This window comes from Methylomicrobium sp. Wu6, assembly GCF_035916875.1.
Classification (GTDB): Bacteria; Pseudomonadota; Gammaproteobacteria; order Methylococcales; family Methylomonadaceae; genus Methylomicrobium.
Genome location: NZ_JAXUHN010000050.1, coordinates 1 through 15,935, shown reverse-complemented (window position 1 = coordinate 15,935; position 15,935 = coordinate 1). Strand labels below are relative to the sequence as shown.

The following is a 15,935-nucleotide window of genomic DNA, read 5'->3' as shown; positions in this document are numbered from 1 at the left end:
ACTATTGATATATAATAAAGAATATAAATGGTCTGCATCTTGCTTGGTCCCATTCGAATAGAGCGCGACGGCCCGCATCAGGAGTCGTCGCATCATTTTAAAAGATAGTTTTGATGATTGGATAAGACAAACACTATGAAAAAAAAAGTAATGAATCACCTCGGATCGACGGCAATCATTTTAAGTTCTGTCAGTCTTGCATCGACCGCAAACGCGGCCGATGATTTATTGCAGGATGCCGGCAGCTGGCTGCAAGTCGTCGGCGAAGGCAGCCTGAAGGTGATCGACCCGAGCCTCGAAAAAGGACGCATCTGGCTGGAAGGCCAATCCCGTTTCGACGACAACTGGAATCATTGGTATCAGGGCATGGTGCGGGCAGCCGCAGGCTATTCGTTGAGTGACCGCGCGACGATCTGGGCGGGTTATACCTGGCTGCCTACCCAAAACGTCGGCAAGGAATATGTCTCGCAGCAGGATGTATGGCCCGCTTTCCGTTATGTGTTGCCGACCGACTTCGGCACCTTCATGTTCCGGACGATGGTCGAAAGCAATTTCCTAAAAGGCGACGAGGTGCGCGTTCGCCCGCGCCAGATGATCCGCTTCATGCATCCGCTGGATATTGAACCTCGCTTAAGTCTAATTGCCTGGGATGAATTTTTCATCCGCGCAAACTCGACACAGTACGGCGGCAAATCAGGTTTCGATCAGAACCGGGCGTTTGCAGGCCTCGGCTGGACTTTCAATAAAAACTTCCGAGGCGAAGCGGGTTACCTGAATCAGTATCTGGATGACGCGACCCACACCAATAACACCATGCATCATTTGATCATGGGATCGTTGTATATCAACTTCTGAAATGCCGCTTACGCCGCTTCGTTCGCATCCACGACGCAAAACGCAGTCATGTTCACGATCCGCCGCACCGTCGCGGCCGGCGTCAGGATATGCACGGGCCGAGCGCAGCCAAGCAGCACCGGTCCGATCGCGATGCCGTTGCCGGATGCGGTCTTGAGCAGGTTATAGGCGATATTGGCCGCATCGATGTTCGGCATCACCAGCAGATTCGCGCTGCCCTTCAGCTTCGTCTCCGGCATCATTTTTTTCAGCATGTCGTAATCAAGCGCTGTATCGCCATGGATTTCGCCTTCGATCTCCAGGTCCGGCGCCTGTTTCTGAATGATCGCAAAGGCGGCGCGCATTTTTTGCGCCGATGCGCTGTTGCTGGTGCCGAAATTCGAATGTGACAGCAAGGCGACGCGCGGCGCCAATCCGAAACGTCGCATTTGTTCGACTGCCAGCAGGGTAATTTCAGCCAGTTGCTCTGCGTCGGGATCATGATTGATATGGGTATCGACCAGCACGATCTGGCGATCGGGCAGGATCAGACCATTCATTGCCGCATACACATTCGCGCCGCTGCGCTTGCCAAGCACCTGGTCGATATAGTGCAGGTGCGACGCCGTCGTGCCGAACAGACCACAAATCATCCCGTCGGCGTAGCCCTTATGCACCAGCATCGCCGCGATCAGGGTATGACGGCGGCGCATTTCGAGTTTCGCGTATTGTTCGCTGACGCCCTTGCGCACGGTCATCTCCAGATAAGTCTTCCAGAAATCGCGGTAACGCTCGTCTTGCTCGGGATTCACGACCGTAAAATCGATACCGGGCTTGATGCGCAAACCCAACTTTTCGATCCTGTGCTGCAAGACGGCCGGGCGTCCCACCAGCGTCGGAAAGGCGATGTTTTCATCGACCAGCATCTGCACCGCGCGCAGCACGCGCTCTTCCTCCCCTTCGGCGAACACGATGCGTTTCTTTTCGGCCGGCGCTTGCTTGGCGATACGGAACACCGGCTTCATGAAGGTGCCGCTGTGATAGACGAACTGCTGCAGGCGCTCGACATAGGCCGGCAGGTCCTGAATCGGCCTCGTCGCGACGCCGGAATCCGCGGCGGCCTTCGCGATCGCGGGCGCGAGCGTGGTCATCAGACGCGGATCGAAAGGCTTCGGAATCAAATAGTCCGGTCCAAACGTCAGTTCGTCGATCCCGTAAATGCTCGCGACGATTTCGGATTGTTCCGCCTCGGCCAATTCGGCGATCGCCCTGACCGCGGCGATTTCCATCGCGCGGGTGATCGTGGTCGCGCCCGAATCCAGCGCTCCACGAAAAATATAAGGGAAACACAAGGCATTGTTGACCTGATTCGGATAGTCGGAACGGCCGGTCGCGATGATCGCATCGTCACGCACCGCTTTCACCTCTTCCGGCAGAATTTCCGGTGTCGGATTCGCCAACGCCAAGACCAGAGGCCGCGCCGCCATCGTTTTGACCATCTCGGGTTTCAACACGCCGCCGGCCGACAGACCGAGAAAAATGTCCGCATCCGGTATCACATCGCCTAAGGTGCGCGCATCGGTCTCGCGGGCGAAGCGGGCCTTGTTCGGGTCCATCGCCTCCGCGCGGCCTTTGTGCACGACGCCGTGATGATCGGTCACAATGATGTTTTCGATCGGAAAACCGAGATCAATCAGCAAATCCAGGCAGGCCAGCGCGGCCGCCCCGGCGCCCGAAACGACCAGTTTGCAGCGATCGAGCGCCTTGCCGACGATCTTCAAGCCGTTCAGTATCGCAGCGCCGACAATGATCGCGGTGCCATGCTGATCGTCATGAAACACCGGAATTTTCATGCGATCGCGCAGTTTACGCTCAATGTAAAAGCACTCGGGTGCCTTGATGTCTTCCAAATTGATGCCGCCGAAAGTCGGCTCGAGCGCCGCGATGATGTCGCAAAGCTTGTCAGGGTCCTGTTCGTCGATCTCGATATCGAACACGTCGATGCCGGCGAATTTCTTGAACAACACGCCCTTGCCTTCCATCACCGGCTTGGCCGCCAACGGGCCGATATTGCCCAACCCCAGCACTGCGGTACCGTTGCTGATTACCGCGACCAGATTTCCGCGCGCGGTATATTTGAAGACATTGGTCGGATCGGCCGCGATTTCCTCGCAAGCCGCCGCTACGCCAGGTGAATAAGCCAGCGAAAGATCGCGCTGGTTGGTCAAAGGCTTGGTCGGCGTCACGCTGATCTTGCCGGGCGCCGGAAATTCGTGATATTCGAGCGCAGCCTCGCGCAGTTGTTGGCGAAGTTCGTCTTTTGCGTGGTCTGCTGAAGTCATAAGCGCCGCCATCCCTTTCTTGAGTCCCGGATCTGCTCTGATTTTAACAGAGTTGAGCTGCAATATCAGTCTAAAGAGCGAAAAATCAACGGCTTTGCATGGGGATCGAATTACCGGCGTCTGCATAGTAAAAAATATGCAGCCGAATCATGTCTTATTCCCCGCCAATAAGATTTCCCGAACCGCCTGATATTCCCGCAAGCGCGCAAAATCCTTCTCCGTGGGTTCGGGAATGCGCGATAAATCCATATTGTCGGTTACATCCGCCAGCTTGACGACCCGCGCAATCGGATTTTGCGCCGCGCGCTGCGCCGCCTGGATGCGCGATTCTCCAAGCTCCTTGGTCAGCGCACGCACGGCCTCGATCACTTCCGGTGTAAAACCTTCATCGGCAAGATCTTCGAGCGACAATTCGGTATCCTCGACCACGTCGTGCAGAATCGCTGCCAGGCGTTCATGCAAAGACTGAACCGAAAGCATCACCCGAATCGGATGCAAAATATACGGTTGGCCGGCTTTATCGACCTGACTCGCATGCGCTTTTGCGGCAATTTGAATCGCGCGTTCCAAAGTAGACATGATTTTCTGAGACCTTTTGCCAGTCCAAACGGTACGCGATACGTACCCTAAAAATTCGGCAATAAAAAAGGCTTAACGGAATTCCCGCTAAGCCTTCGAAACGAACATTGTATGGACGATCAGGCTGCCAACACCGCTGTCCGCAATTTTTTCATCGCATTCTGTTCAAGCTGGCGGATTCTTTCGGCGGATACATTGTAACGCTCGGCCAGTTCGTGCAGGGTCGCTTTTTTCTCGCTCAACCAGCGGCTGGCCAGAATGTCCTGGCTGCGTTCATCGAGCTCGGACAAGGCTTCCGTCAACAAACCCTGCTCATGACCGGACCATTCCGCATTTTCAAGCAAGATAGACGGATCGGCGCCGTGTTGTTGCAGATAGTGGGTCGGCGCGACATAGGTCTGTTCCTCATCATCATCGGCCGGCACATCGAAAGAGACATCGCGGCTACTCAGGCGTTGTTCCATTTCATAGACCGTGCTGACCTCGACATCAAGGTCTTCCGCGATTGCCTTGGCTTCGTCGTTCGACAACCAGCCGATATCCTGTTTGGATTTACGCAGATTGAAGAACAGTTTGCGCTGCGCCTTGGTGGTCGCTACCTTGACGATACCCCAATTTTTGATCACATATTCGTGAATCTCCGCCTTGATCCAGTGCACCGCAAATGAAACCAGACGCACGCCGATGTCAGGATCGAAGCGTTTGACCGCTTTCATCAGACCGATGTTGCCTTCCTGGATGATGTCCGGCATCGACAGACCATAACCGCTGTAGCCTCTCGCGACATGCACGACGAAACGCAGATTGGTCATGACCAGTTGCCGTGCGGCTTCCAGGTCGCCGTGATCCCTAAACCTTATTGCCAATTCACGCTCCTGCTCGGATGTCAATCTGGGCATTTGCCGGACCAAATTCAAATAGGCATCGAAGGTTCCGGCCGATAAATTAACGGGTAAGGTTAATGCATGACTCATGATGTAATGTACCTCGGGTAGTCAACTTGGATTAATTCTAGCACTCTGAACATAGGAGTGCTAATAATTTTATAAGTTCAATCTTACTCGGGGCGCAATTGCCGAAGTTGATATGCCAGCACCGCCCAGGAACCCGCCACGCCGAGGCTCGACGATAGCAGAATCAGGTAAATCGATTCGCCGTATTCGAGAAACCGCAGATGAAAGCTGCCTTCGTAAAGCAGCGACAAATTTTCGACCGAACGCCATAAGAGCAGCATGATCAAGGTTACGATGAACCACGCCAGGACACCGGACAAAAAGCCGATCCAGAAGCCGCCATATAAAAATGGCCGCTGAATGAAGCGGTTGGTTGCGCCGACCAGTTTCGCGATCACGACTTCCTCGCGCCGGTTATGCAGTTCGAGCCGTATTGTGTTGCCGGTGATGAACAACACGCCGAGGCCGAGCAGGATGCTGATGCTCTGTGTCGCCTGTTCCGCGAGCCTGAGGATCGATTGCATCCGTTCGAGCCATTGCATGTCCATCTGGGCTTCATCGACTTCGGGATATTGCTGCAAGGCCTGCTGGAGTTTCTGCAACGCCACGGTGTTCGTTTGCGTCGGCGAGGGCAAGACTTCGAGCACGACCGGCAGTGGATTGCCCTCGAGCGCATCGAGCGCCGCATCCAGACCGCTGTTAGCCTTAAATTCGGCAAGCGCTTGGGCTTTGCTGATCAATTTGATCTCGGCGACCTCGGTGTTTTTATTGATTGTTTCGACCAGCTTTTTGGCCTCGGCTTCGCTGACAGTGTCTTTTAGAAACAGCGAGATTTGATTGCTCGACTCGATCGTGCCGGTCAATTGCTCAATATTCGCAACCAGAAGGTAAAAACAGGCGGCCAATGCGATGGAAATCGCGAGTACGCCGATCGTCAAGAGGGTCGTGAACGGTTTATCGACCAGCCGGCCCAGACTCGAGAAAAATGCATGCGCATGCAGATCGCGATAAGCATGCAGTTTGTCGATAAAATCACCGCCGGCGATCTTGTTCTGCGGGACTTCCGGGCGGGTTTCCGGTTTAACGGCGCGCTTGCGTTTCATCATTTATCCTGCAATCAGCCGGCCATGGTCGAGCGTCAGCACGCGCCGGTCCATTTTGTTGATCAGCGCAATGTCATGAGAAGCAATCAATACGGTGGCTCCTAGCTGTTGAAATTGGGTAAACAAGGTCATAATTTCGGCGGCCAGTCCGGGATCCAGATTACCGGTCGGTTCGTCGGCCAAAATCATTGGCGGTTTGTTGACCACCGCACGGGCGATGCCGACGCGCTGCTGTTCGCCGCCGGACAGCGTCAAAGGATATTTTTTTTCCTTGCCCGAGAGTCCGACCTTATCCAGCGCCGCCCTGACCTTTCGGGAAATTTCATGATGCCCGTAGCCGGCAACCGCGAGCGGCAAGGCCACATTGTCGAAAACGGTGCGATCCTCCAGCAGTTTGAAATCCTGAAAGATCAAGCCCATTTTCCGGCGCAGGAAAGGAATCTGATGATCCTTTGCATGACTAACATCGTGCCCGTCGAAATAAATCTGGCCGCGGCTCGCGCGTTCGATCAATGCGATCAGTTTGAACAGCGTGCTCTTCCCGGCTCCGGAATGCCCGGTCAGAAAAGCCATTTCGCCACGCTGCAGATGGAAGCTGATGTTCACCAACACATCGCCTGCATCGGCATAGCGTTTGCAGACGTTATCGAACTTTAACATGGCAGCCCGTCAGTCCTTGGCGAATAACGCCTCGACAAATGCGTCGGCGTGAAAGTCCTGCAAGTCGTCGATGCCTTCGCCGACGCCGATAAAGCGGATCGGAATGCCGATTTGTTTGGCCAGCGCGAAGATCATCCCGCCTTTCGCGGTGCCGTCCAGTTTGGTCAGCACAAGCCCGGTCAGCGCCACCGCATCATTAAACTGCTTGGCTTGCGACAACGCATTCTGACCGGTGCCTGCATCGATCACCAAGAGCACTTCGTGTGGCGCGGTTTGATCGATCTTCCCCATGATCCGTTTAACTTTTTTCAATTCCTCCATCAGATTGGACTTGGTGTGCAAGCGACCGGCGGTATCCGCGATCAGCACATCGATGCCTTTCGCCTTGGCCGATTGCAGGCCGTCGTAGATCACCGAAGCCGAATCGGCGCCGGTATGCTGCGCGACCACGTGAATGTTGTTGCGATCGCCCCAGGTTTGCAACTGCTCGACCGCCGCCGCGCGGAACGTGTCGCCGGCCGCCAGCATCACGCTATGTCCCTGCGCCTGCAAGCGCTTAGCCAGCTTGCCGATCGTCGTGGTTTTGCCGACGCCATTCACGCCGACGACCAGAATCACAAACGGATTGTCCTGCTTCGGAATTTGCAGCGGTTCGCAGCAAGGCTCGACAATAGCCAGCAGTTCCTGTTTGACTGCGGAGATCAATATGTCCGCGTCGCGCAATTGATGACGCTCGAGGCTTTGCGTCAAATGGCTGATGATTCTGCTCGTCGCATCGATGCCGATGTCGGCCATCAATAAAGTCGCTTCGATGTCTTCGAGCAAGTCATCGCTGACGCCCTTTTGGCCGAACGATAGATTCGCCAGCGCATCGCCGAGCCCCGAACGGGTTCGTTTCAACTGCGATTTCAGGCGCAGATACAGCGATTCAGGTGCGGGCTCGACATAAACTTCTTCGGCGGCTTTTTCGACCGAAACCTTTTTGACTTCTTTCTCTTCCGGCAACGGCCGCGTGCGTTCGGCTGGGATTTCGGCTTCCTTCGGGCCGAAACGGCCGTAGAAACTGATCGAAATCAGCGGCATCATCATCAGCGCCGCGAACGCGTTGTGTAATACGGCCGCCCATAACGGCGCGGTCAATTTCACGATCACGATGCCGAGACCGATCTGGACGATCAGCAAGATGCATATCTTCAATCCGGCTCGTCTGACCGGTTTGGGGTTCTTGGCCGCGGTCGCCAATAGCATCACCAGGCTGAGCACGACAAAACTGACCAGCGCGAAGACCCGGTGCAGCCAATGCGCCGCGACTTGGGCATCCGGCGGAAGAACGCCGGTATAGCCGGTCGTCAGGCCTTGCAAAAGATTCATCGCACCGTTGAAATCGGCCGCTCCGGGAAACCATTGACCGTTGCACAAAGGCAAATCGCTGCCGCATGCGAGTGCAGCCAGATTAGCGCTGGTCCAGCCGCCGAGCAAGGTCTGCAAAAAAACGACGCCCATCGCAAAGCGCGCCGTCCACACCGGCCCTTGGCGAGCAGGAAGGCGCGTAAACTCCGGTTTTACGCGCAAATACAGGCCGTTCAGCAGCCAGAAAGTGAACATACCGAGCAGCAAATGCGCGGTTACGATCAGCGGCATCGTCTTCAGTTGGACTGTCCACATGCCCAGTGCGGCTTGAAGCCCGACCAGGATCAGCAACACGAAACTACTGGACACGGCGGCTAGGCGGTTCGTTTTGACCCAAGGAGACAGGATCGCGAGCAGCAGAATTACAAGGCCGAGACCGGCGGTCAGGTAGCGGTGCGTCATTTCCTTCCAGGCCTTTTCATACACGAAAGGATGCTCAGGGAATGCCCGATCAGCCTCGGCCTTGAAATCCGGCGTATCGTCAATCATCGCCTTGCCGTAGCAACCAGGCCAATCGGGGCAACCGAGGCCCGCGTCCGACAAGCGCGCATAAGCGCCAAAGACGATCACGATCAGCGCCAAAAAGACGCCGAAAAGAGCAAGTTTTTTATACATCGCGGTTCCTAACCAATTTGCGAGATTTTTAAGAGATGCGTCAAATCGCTTTTGACTTTGTAAGGATCGAATCCGGGGTTATATTGCATCATCAGATTGCGCAAGGGATCCATCAATAACAGCGCGCCGTCGGGGAGTCCCCCCGGCTGGATACCATTGAGTTTGTTCAGGAAGGAGGGGCTCGGTTTAACGCGCAATAAGGCCTTCTCGTCCTTCCACCAGGCTTCGGCAAGCTTCGGGTCGGGATTGTCGAGCAGCAGCGCGACGCGTCGTGTCCTCGGTAAATCCTTGTTCAACATCAGTTGTAACTGCCGGGTTTTATGCAGCGCGTCCAGGCAAACCTCATTACAGTCTTGATGCGGAATCACGTTCACAATCAGCCAATGCGCACTCAGTTCCTGAATATTTTCGCTGCTGAATGAATCAAAACCGGTCAGCTCGGCCGCTTCGGTCAAGACCGGCGGCACGATCAACCGACCATAATTGGTCTGGCCTTGCAACAATTCCGGTTTGGCCTTGAACAGCAGGGCGATTAGAAAGGGTATTAGCGTCATCGCGAACAAGGTCAGGATGATCAGACGATTTTTTTTCTGTTGAGCATTCATTTTATTATTTCACACGGCTGAACCAGACAAACATCAGCGCCAGCGCGATCGCGAGGCCGAACCATTGCACGGCGTAAGCGACATGCTGTTCCGGCGGCATCACGGCAATTTCACGCCACTCGCGCCGATAGCCTTCGGGCGCCTGTTTGTCGAGTTCTATCATAAAGGAAAACACGGGATAACCGAATTTTGCAGACAGAATCACACTGTCCGCAACCTGCACGACCGTCGGCCAACCTTCACTCGGCCGATCGGCTCCGGCCAATTTGATGCCGACACTCGGAAAATGATTGATACGGCCGGTTATCTGCGTCCGGTTCTTCTGTATCGTAATATCAGGCAGTATCTTTCGATCCTGATTGGCCTGAATCCAGCCCCGATTCACCAGGACGGCCTTATTACCGTCATCGAGAATGAACGGCGTCAGCACAAAATAACCGGCCTTGCCGCCCGCCATCTGGTTGTCGAGCAAAATCTGATGAGCGCTATCATAATGCCCTATTGCGACAGCGGATTTATAACGCAATGTGTCTTTGTCTTCCGGTGTTAACGCGGTAAGCTGCACTACGGGAGCGGCCATGCCCTGCTGTTGCCGTGCGAAAAAAGCGCGTTTCTGCTCGGCCCGGTCCAATTGCCAAAAGCCCAAGGCAACCAGTATCGGCAGAATGCAAAGGACAACCAGGGTTGGGATTTTTTCAAATTTCATGGGCAACAATAAATTTGCAATTCCCCCGACAAAGATATAATTTTCGTTTTTTTGTAAACTTCAGCATTCAACCGTCGGCACAATCCATCCATGATCATCAAAACTATCGTCATTATCGCCTTCATCCTGATCATCATAAGTCTCGGTTCGGCACTTTTACACCTCGTCAAACACAGGAGCGATGAAGATTCGAAAAAAACGGTCAGGGCGCTGACCTTCCGAATCACGCTGTCGGTCGTACTGTTCATTTTTGTTTTCATCATGATCCGGACCGGTATGTACACGCCACACGGCATCGGCATCAGGATGCATGCGCCTAAACCATCCGCTTCCGCCATGCCGGCTCCGCAAAACACGCCGGCATCGAATTGACAAAAAAAAAGCGTTGCCTAGGCGGCAACGCTTTCAAAGGCATGAAAAATCGCAATTACAACAAATAAACAAAAATGAACAAGCCCAACCACACCACGTCAACAAAGTGCCAATACCAGGCGGCTGCCTCGAACGCAAAATGATTTTCAGGCTTGAAATGGCCTCTCCAACTACGGAACAGAACCGTGCTCAGCATGATTGCCCCGACGCAGACATGGAAACCGTGGAAGCCGGTCAGCATGAAGAAAGTTGAACCATAAATGCCGGTACCCAGGGTCAGACCCATCTCGGTATAGGCCTCGTGATATTCGTAAGCCTGTAAACCAACGAACAAAAAACCCAGACCGACAGTCGCGATCAAGCCTTGAATCAACTGCTGGCGTTTTCCCGCCAACAAACCGTGATGCGCCCAGGTGCAGGTCACGCCGCTACTCAACAGGATCAGGGTGTTCAGGAAAGCCAGGCCCCAGGCGCCCATCGGCTCGAATTCGCCGTCTGGAGTCGGCTTGCCTTCGAGCAGATGACCTGGACCATTGGTCGGCCAAACCGCCTCGAAGCCCTTGTGCAATATTTCTCCCGTCGCGCCTTCAGCCAACCAGGGCACAGACAAATTCCGGGTATACCAAAGCGAACCGAAGAACACCGCGAAGAACATCACTTCGGAAAAGATGAACCACATCATGCCCATCCGGTACGAAATACCGACCTGGGTATTGTACATACCAAATTCGCTTTCGAGCGACTGTAAGGTAAACCAACCGGCCAGCATGAAAATAAAAACCAAAAGGCCGAGAACCATCATGCCGGGTCCGATCGATGAACCGTTTAGATAATTCGCGAAACCCGCCAGCATGGTAAACAGCCCCACCGTGCCTATTATCGGCCAGGTCGCTTTATGCGGAATGTAATAAGCATTGTGTGTGGACATAATGTTCCCCTATCGTTTTTCTGCTTTTTCAGTATTGTCAAAAAATGTATAAGCCAGTGTAATCGTTTTGTGCTCCGGCGGAATTTTCGGATCGACGACAAATCGCACCGGCATCGTCCTTCCTTCCCGCGCATCAAATTTCTGCTCGGTAAAACAAAAACACTCGGTCTTCTTGAAATATTCGGCCGCGACGCCCGGCGAAATGCTCGGTATCGCCTGCGCGATCATCGGCTTGTCGGTCTTGTTCTCCGCATAAAAGTTCACCGTATAAAACTGTCCCGGATGAACCTTTAGCTTGGGTGTTTCAGCACGAAACTCCATCGGCGCGGATTCATTCAGCGCGGTCACGAATTCGACTGTCAACTCCCGACTCTTGTCAACCTGATAGCCGGTTTCTTTCGTGGCCGTGCTTTCAACCTTGCCGTTAAGGCCGGTTACCTTGCATAACACATCATACAACGGCACCAGAGCAAAACCGAAACCAAACATCACTACCGCCACCAGTAACAGGGTGCGCACCAGTTTGGTATTTTTTTGCTGCAATTCGCCGGTCATTGCGAAATGGCTTTCAGGACCGCGAAGACATAAATCGTGACCGCAATCGCCACCAGTATCAATGCCGTCAAAATATTTTTCTTTTTAATTTCCATCTTGATAACTCGATACGCTGCCTAAGGCAGCGTATCTTTTGTTTCATCTAGATTACTTAAGCCTTAGGAATGCTGGGTTGGAACGGATTCCGGCGGTGTGGTAAAGGTATGGTAAGGCAGCGGCGACGGCAAGGTCCATTCCAGACCATGTTTGCTCGCATCTTCCCAGACTTCATCGGTGACTTTTTCGCCTGTGCCGCCGCGAATCGTATCGATTACGATATACAGGAACAACAATTGGCTAGCGCCGAAAATGAAGCCGCCGATACTTGAAACCATATTCCAGTCGGCAAACTGCACCGCATAATCCGGAATACGGCGGGGCATGCCGGCCAACCCTAAGAAATGCTGCGGGAAAAACAGAATATTGACAGAGATCGCCGATAACCAGAAATGCAGCTTGCCGATTCTTTCGTTATACATGTGGCCAGTCCATTTCGGCAACCAGAAGTAGCCTGCCGCCATCAGGATGAAGATCGAGGCCGGCACCAAAGTATAGTGGAAATGCGCCACGATGAAATAAGTATCGTGGTATTGGAAATCGGATGGAGCCACCGCCATCATCAATCCGGTAAAACCGCCCATCGTGAACAACACCACGAAAGCGATCGAAAACAGCATCGGCGTTTCGAAAGTCATCGAGCCTTTCCACATCGTCGCGGTCCAGTTGAACACCTTGACACCGGTCGGAATTGCAATCAGCATCGTCGCATACATGAAATACAACTCGCCTGCCATCGGCATGCCGACCAGGAACATATGGTGCGCCCAGACGATGAACGACAAGAAAGCGATCGACGCGGTCGCATAAACCATCGAGCTGTAGCCAAACAACGGCTTACGCGCGAACACAGGAATAATAGTAGATGCCACGCCGAAAGTCGGCAGAATCATCACATACACTTCCGGGTGACCGAAGAACCAGAAAATGTGTTGATACAGCACCGGATCACCGCCACCTGCCGCATCAAAAAAGCTGGTATCGAAGAAACGGTCGGTCAGCAACATGGTTACCGCGCCCGCAAACACCGGCATGATCGCGATCAGCAAAAACGCGGTGATCAGCCAGGTCCACACGAACAACGGCATTTTCATCAGTGTCATCGCCGGCGCGCGCATATTAAAGATCGTCGCGATGATGTTGATTGCGCCCATGATCGATGAAATCCCGAGTAAATGCACGGAAAAAATCGCAAACGGCAGCGCCGCCCCGGTTTGCAAGACTAGCGGCGGATACAGGGTCCAGCCGGCCGCGGGCGCGCCGCCTTCCATGAACAGGGTGCTGGCGAGCAACAGAACGCCGGCGACCAACATCCAGAAACTCATGTTATTCATCCGCGGCAACGCCATGTCGGGCGCGCCGATCATCAACGGAATCATCCAGTTTGCGAGGCCGACAAAAGCAGGCATCACCGCACCAAACACCATGACCAACGCGTGCATCGTGGTCATTGAATTGAAGAACTGAGGGTTAACGAACTGCAAACCCGGCTCGAACAGTTCGGCACGAATCACCATCGCCATCGCGCCGCCGACAAAAAACATCGCGAGCCCGAACAGCAGATATAGCGTGCCTATATCCTTATGGTTGGTCGTAATGATCCAACGGAGCCATCCCTTCATCGGGCCGTGGTCATCATGATGATCATCGTGGTGATGATCATGGGGTGCTATGACAGCGGACATATTTGTTGTACCTCAAAAAGTGTAAAAAAAAGAAGCCATAAGTCCAGGTTAACGTATCGCCACTCGTCTGCCTTATTGCAGCGCCTCGATTTCCGCAGGCGTGATCGAGTCGTTTACCGAATTGCCCAGCGCATTACGGGTATAGGTGACGACCGCGGCAAATTCTTCAGGGCTCAAGGTTTCACCGAATGCCGGCATCATGCCCTTGCCTGCCTTCATCAACTTGACTTGTTCCTTGATATCGCCGGTCACCACATCGCTACCGGTCAATGCCGGGAATGTTGGAGGCAAGCCCTGACCACTCGCTTGATGACAGGACACACAGTGGCCTTCATATACAGTCTTTCCCTTTGCAATCAGACCTTCTTTCGACGAAGTATCGGGTTGATCGGCCTTGGCTGCTTCGGTTTTCGTTTCGGCGGCGGCTTGATCATCGTCGTCCTCCTCTTCGTTGGCCTCGGATACCGCCCCTGCGCCTTCCGGCAGCAACGCCTGCACCGCTTTCGGCTGAATTTCATCGCCGACCGCGTTGCCGAGGGCGTTACGTGTATAAGTTATCACCTGAGCCAATTCATCGGCTTTCAGTATTTTGCCGAACGCAGGCATCGCACCTTTGCCGTTCAATACCAAATCGGCCTGCTTGTTGATGTCGCCTGTTACGATCGCGCTGCCTTTCAGGGCAGGAAATGCGCCCGGAACGCCTTCGCCATTCGGCAAATGGCAGGTCGCGCAGTTCTTTTCATAGACGGTTGCACCCTTAGAAACCAGTTGTTCGTGGCTCAGGTCGCTCAAATCCGGACCTTTGGCTGCGTCCGCCTTGGCTTTTTTGAGCCATGCATCGTAATCGGGCTGATCCATCGCGACCACCACGATCGGCATGAAGCCGTGGTCCTTGCCGCACAATTCGGTACATTGGCCTCGGTAGGTGCCGGCTTGATCGACCTGAGTCCAGGCCTCGTTGATGAAGCCAGGATTCGCGTCCTTCTTCCAGCCCAGATCGGGCACCCACCAGGAGTGAATCACATCGGCCGCGGTAAACAGGAAGCGGATTTTCTTTTTGGTCGGAATTACCAATGGCTTATCGACATTCAGCAAATAATTCGGCACGGTGCGAGGATCAATGCCGGAGCCAAGCTGGCGAGCCTTGTTGCTTGCCTCATCCAGACTGCTGAAAAACTTGACACCGCTGTCCAGATATTCATATTCCCATTTCCATTGCCAGCCGGTCACCTTGATTGACATATCGGATTCCTGCACATCGTCAAGTTCGAGCATCGTCTTGGTAGCCGGAATCGCCATGCTGATCAAAATCACGGTCGGTATGATCGTCCAGATGATCTCGACCGTCGTATTTTCATGGAACTGTGCCGCCTGATGTCCCTTGTCCTTGCGGTGATGGTAGATCGAGTAGAACATCGTGCCGAATACGCCAAGACCGATGAATACGCAAATCCATAGAATCAGCATATGCAGGTCATGGATATCATGACTGATCTTGGTAACCCCTTCGGTTAAGTTGAGCGTAAAATCCGCCCGCGCTGACTCTTGCCCGATGGCCGTCAAGATCATGCCTGCGAATAGTTGCTTGGTTTTGTTCACGGAGCAGCCCCTTCGTAAGTAATAAAAAACCTTGAATGCGTCATTTCATTTCGTAAGTCCCAGGCAGCGCCACTACGGCACCCCTTCTACGGAATAAATTTCACAATATAACTGTGCAATTTTACCCTATTGAGCCCGTCTAAGCCAGATTTCTATAGCACCGAAAGTTTGCGAAGCAAAAATTAGGGAAGTCAGCCAACGTCCAAAGATGATATTTTCCGTGAAAAAACACCGTATCGCAGGCAAAACTTAATTTTCCGGGTGCAAAGAAAAAACACCACGTCGAGCAGCTTTCCAGTTGCAAGCCGACCTTCCTGCGTGTGCAAAAAAACTTACGATTACAAAAGACAATTGACTCAGCATCGACATCAAGCCGCTCCCACCGAGCGGCACGCCATATAAATAAGTGCTTCGCATGAAGTTCGTTTGCAATAGGCATTCGGTAAATCAACGGCTTGCACTATCCGAGTAACACAAACGAATTTCCCGCTGCCCACTTATATCCCAAACGACACTGTCAATTTGCGAGATCATCCTATCTGTGCGGCGGAACGGCTACGTGCGGCGGAACGGCTACCCCATTCGAGAAACTTGCCATATACCGACAATCCAAGCTAGTATCTAATTGTATAAAAATACGATAGATACATAATCCTCTGAAAATTGCAGAGGAGTTATCGATGAGGCGTATTGCTAAGGTGGTTAAGTTGAACCAACAGGAGCGCGTAGAGTTGGAAACTATCGTATCAAACAAAACCAAGGAAGCACGTCTTGTTCAGCGAGCCAAGATTGTATTACTGTGCAGCGAAGGGGTAGCTATTCAGAGGATTGCAGAGAAACTGGATATTCGACCCAATACTGTCATAGTGTGGCGGGATCGGTACCAGGAAGAA

General features: G+C 53.4%; 15 protein-coding genes. 3 read left to right on the top strand and 12 right to left on the bottom strand.

The features are described from left to right. Positions 1-135: 135 nt before the first annotated feature. Positions 136-855, top strand: a complete 720-nt coding sequence (locus U2W12_RS04465) for a DUF2490 domain-containing protein (protein ID WP_326499467.1) — start codon at positions 136-138, stop codon at positions 853-855. A gap of 8 nt (positions 856-863) precedes the next feature. Here U2W12_RS04465 and U2W12_RS04460 read toward each other — a convergent pair whose 3' ends face one another. From U2W12_RS04460 to U2W12_RS04425, 8 genes are all read right to left on the bottom strand, one after another. Further along, positions 864-3,176 carry an NADP-dependent malic enzyme gene (locus U2W12_RS04460; protein ID WP_326499466.1) on the bottom strand — a complete coding sequence of 771 codons (2,313 nt, stop codon included), beginning with the start codon at positions 3,174-3,176 and terminating at the stop codon, positions 864-866. A 147-nt stretch (positions 3,177-3,323) separates the two neighbouring features. Then, entirely contained in the window at positions 3,324-3,755 is a 432-nt protein-coding gene (locus U2W12_RS04455; protein WP_326499465.1) for an HD domain-containing protein, read from the bottom strand. A 119-nt stretch (positions 3,756-3,874) separates the two neighbouring features. Continuing rightward, complete coding sequence (gene rpoH / locus U2W12_RS04450; RefSeq protein WP_326499464.1) at positions 3,875-4,729, bottom strand: RNA polymerase sigma factor RpoH; 855 nt, start codon at positions 4,727-4,729, stop codon at positions 3,875-3,877. A gap of 83 nt (positions 4,730-4,812) precedes the next feature. Continuing rightward, complete coding sequence (gene ftsX, locus U2W12_RS04445; RefSeq protein ID WP_326499463.1) at positions 4,813-5,811, bottom strand: permease-like cell division protein FtsX; 999 nt, start codon at positions 5,809-5,811, stop codon at positions 4,813-4,815. A gap of 3 nt (positions 5,812-5,814) precedes the next feature. Then, positions 5,815-6,471, bottom strand: coding sequence for a cell division ATP-binding protein FtsE (gene ftsE / locus U2W12_RS04440; protein ID WP_326499462.1), 657 nt, complete (start codon positions 6,469-6,471; stop codon positions 5,815-5,817). A 9-nt stretch (positions 6,472-6,480) separates the two neighbouring features. Beyond that, positions 6,481-8,496, bottom strand: coding sequence for a signal recognition particle-docking protein FtsY (gene ftsY / locus U2W12_RS04435; protein ID WP_326499461.1), 2,016 nt, complete (start codon positions 8,494-8,496; stop codon positions 6,481-6,483). A gap of 8 nt (positions 8,497-8,504) precedes the next feature. Next, positions 8,505-9,101: a hypothetical protein gene (locus tag U2W12_RS04430; protein ID WP_326499460.1), complete on the bottom strand. Its 597-nt coding sequence runs from the start codon at positions 9,099-9,101 to the stop codon at positions 8,505-8,507. A gap of 4 nt (positions 9,102-9,105) precedes the next feature. After that, positions 9,106-9,807 (bottom strand): SURF1 family protein, encoded by a 702-nt coding sequence (locus tag U2W12_RS04425; RefSeq protein ID WP_326499459.1) that lies wholly within the window; start codon positions 9,805-9,807, stop codon positions 9,106-9,108. Positions 9,808-9,897: 90 nt separating this feature from the next. Here U2W12_RS04425 and U2W12_RS04420 point away from each other — a divergent pair, with 90 nt between their 5' ends. Next, positions 9,898-10,179 (top strand): twin transmembrane helix small protein, encoded by a 282-nt coding sequence (locus tag U2W12_RS04420; protein WP_326499458.1) that lies wholly within the window; start codon positions 9,898-9,900, stop codon positions 10,177-10,179. A gap of 55 nt (positions 10,180-10,234) precedes the next feature. Here U2W12_RS04420 and U2W12_RS04415 read toward each other — a convergent pair whose 3' ends face one another. The 4 genes from U2W12_RS04415 to coxB form a co-directional block, all read right to left on the bottom strand. Continuing rightward, positions 10,235-11,107 (bottom strand): cytochrome c oxidase subunit 3, encoded by an 873-nt coding sequence (locus tag U2W12_RS04415; RefSeq protein WP_326499457.1) that lies wholly within the window; start codon positions 11,105-11,107, stop codon positions 10,235-10,237. A 9-nt stretch (positions 11,108-11,116) separates the two neighbouring features. After that, positions 11,117-11,662 (bottom strand): cytochrome c oxidase assembly protein, encoded by a 546-nt coding sequence (locus tag U2W12_RS04410; protein WP_326499456.1) that lies wholly within the window; start codon positions 11,660-11,662, stop codon positions 11,117-11,119. A 158-nt stretch (positions 11,663-11,820) separates the two neighbouring features. Next, positions 11,821-13,443: a cytochrome c oxidase subunit I gene (gene ctaD / locus U2W12_RS04405; protein WP_326499455.1), complete on the bottom strand. Its 1,623-nt coding sequence runs from the start codon at positions 13,441-13,443 to the stop codon at positions 11,821-11,823. A 72-nt stretch (positions 13,444-13,515) separates the two neighbouring features. Then, complete coding sequence (gene coxB / locus U2W12_RS04400) at positions 13,516-15,042, bottom strand: cytochrome c oxidase subunit II (RefSeq protein ID WP_326499454.1); 1,527 nt, start codon at positions 15,040-15,042, stop codon at positions 13,516-13,518. A gap of 680 nt (positions 15,043-15,722) precedes the next feature. On the opposite strand from coxB, the gene U2W12_RS04395 reads away from it, so the two are divergent. Next, on the top strand, positions 15,723-15,935 hold a 213-nt coding region (locus U2W12_RS04395), incomplete at its 3' end, for a helix-turn-helix domain-containing protein (protein ID WP_326499453.1).

Excerpts from the sequence above, each read along its gene's own strand:
- ctaD (WP_326499455.1), bottom strand. The coding sequence starts at position 13,443 with ATGTCCGCTGTCATAGCACCCCATGATCATCACCACGATGATCATCAT.
- ftsX (WP_326499463.1), bottom strand. The coding sequence starts at position 5,811 with ATGAAACGCAAGCGCGCCGTTAAACCGGAAACCCGCCCGGAAGTCCCG.
- U2W12_RS04410 (WP_326499456.1), bottom strand. The coding sequence starts at position 11,662 with ATGACCGGCGAATTGCAGCAAAAAAATACCAAACTGGTGCGCACCCTG.
- U2W12_RS04425 (WP_326499459.1), bottom strand. The coding sequence starts at position 9,807 with ATGAAATTTGAAAAAATCCCAACCCTGGTTGTCCTTTGCATTCTGCCG.
- U2W12_RS04465 (WP_326499467.1), top strand. The coding sequence starts at position 136 with ATGAAAAAAAAAGTAATGAATCACCTCGGATCGACGGCAATCATTTTA.
- U2W12_RS04420 (WP_326499458.1), top strand. The coding sequence starts at position 9,898 with ATGATCATCAAAACTATCGTCATTATCGCCTTCATCCTGATCATCATA.
- ftsE (WP_326499462.1), bottom strand. The coding sequence starts at position 6,471 with ATGTTAAAGTTCGATAACGTCTGCAAACGCTATGCCGATGCAGGCGAT.
- U2W12_RS04460 (WP_326499466.1), bottom strand. The coding sequence starts at position 3,176 with ATGACTTCAGCAGACCACGCAAAAGACGAACTTCGCCAACAACTGCGC.
- ftsY (WP_326499461.1), bottom strand. The coding sequence starts at position 8,496 with ATGTATAAAAAACTTGCTCTTTTCGGCGTCTTTTTGGCGCTGATCGTG.
- U2W12_RS04415 (WP_326499457.1), bottom strand. The coding sequence starts at position 11,107 with ATGTCCACACACAATGCTTATTACATTCCGCATAAAGCGACCTGGCCG.
- U2W12_RS04455 (WP_326499465.1), bottom strand. The coding sequence starts at position 3,755 with ATGTCTACTTTGGAACGCGCGATTCAAATTGCCGCAAAAGCGCATGCG.
- rpoH (WP_326499464.1), bottom strand. The coding sequence starts at position 4,729 with ATGAGTCATGCATTAACCTTACCCGTTAATTTATCGGCCGGAACCTTC.
- U2W12_RS04430 (WP_326499460.1), bottom strand. The coding sequence starts at position 9,101 with ATGAATGCTCAACAGAAAAAAAATCGTCTGATCATCCTGACCTTGTTC.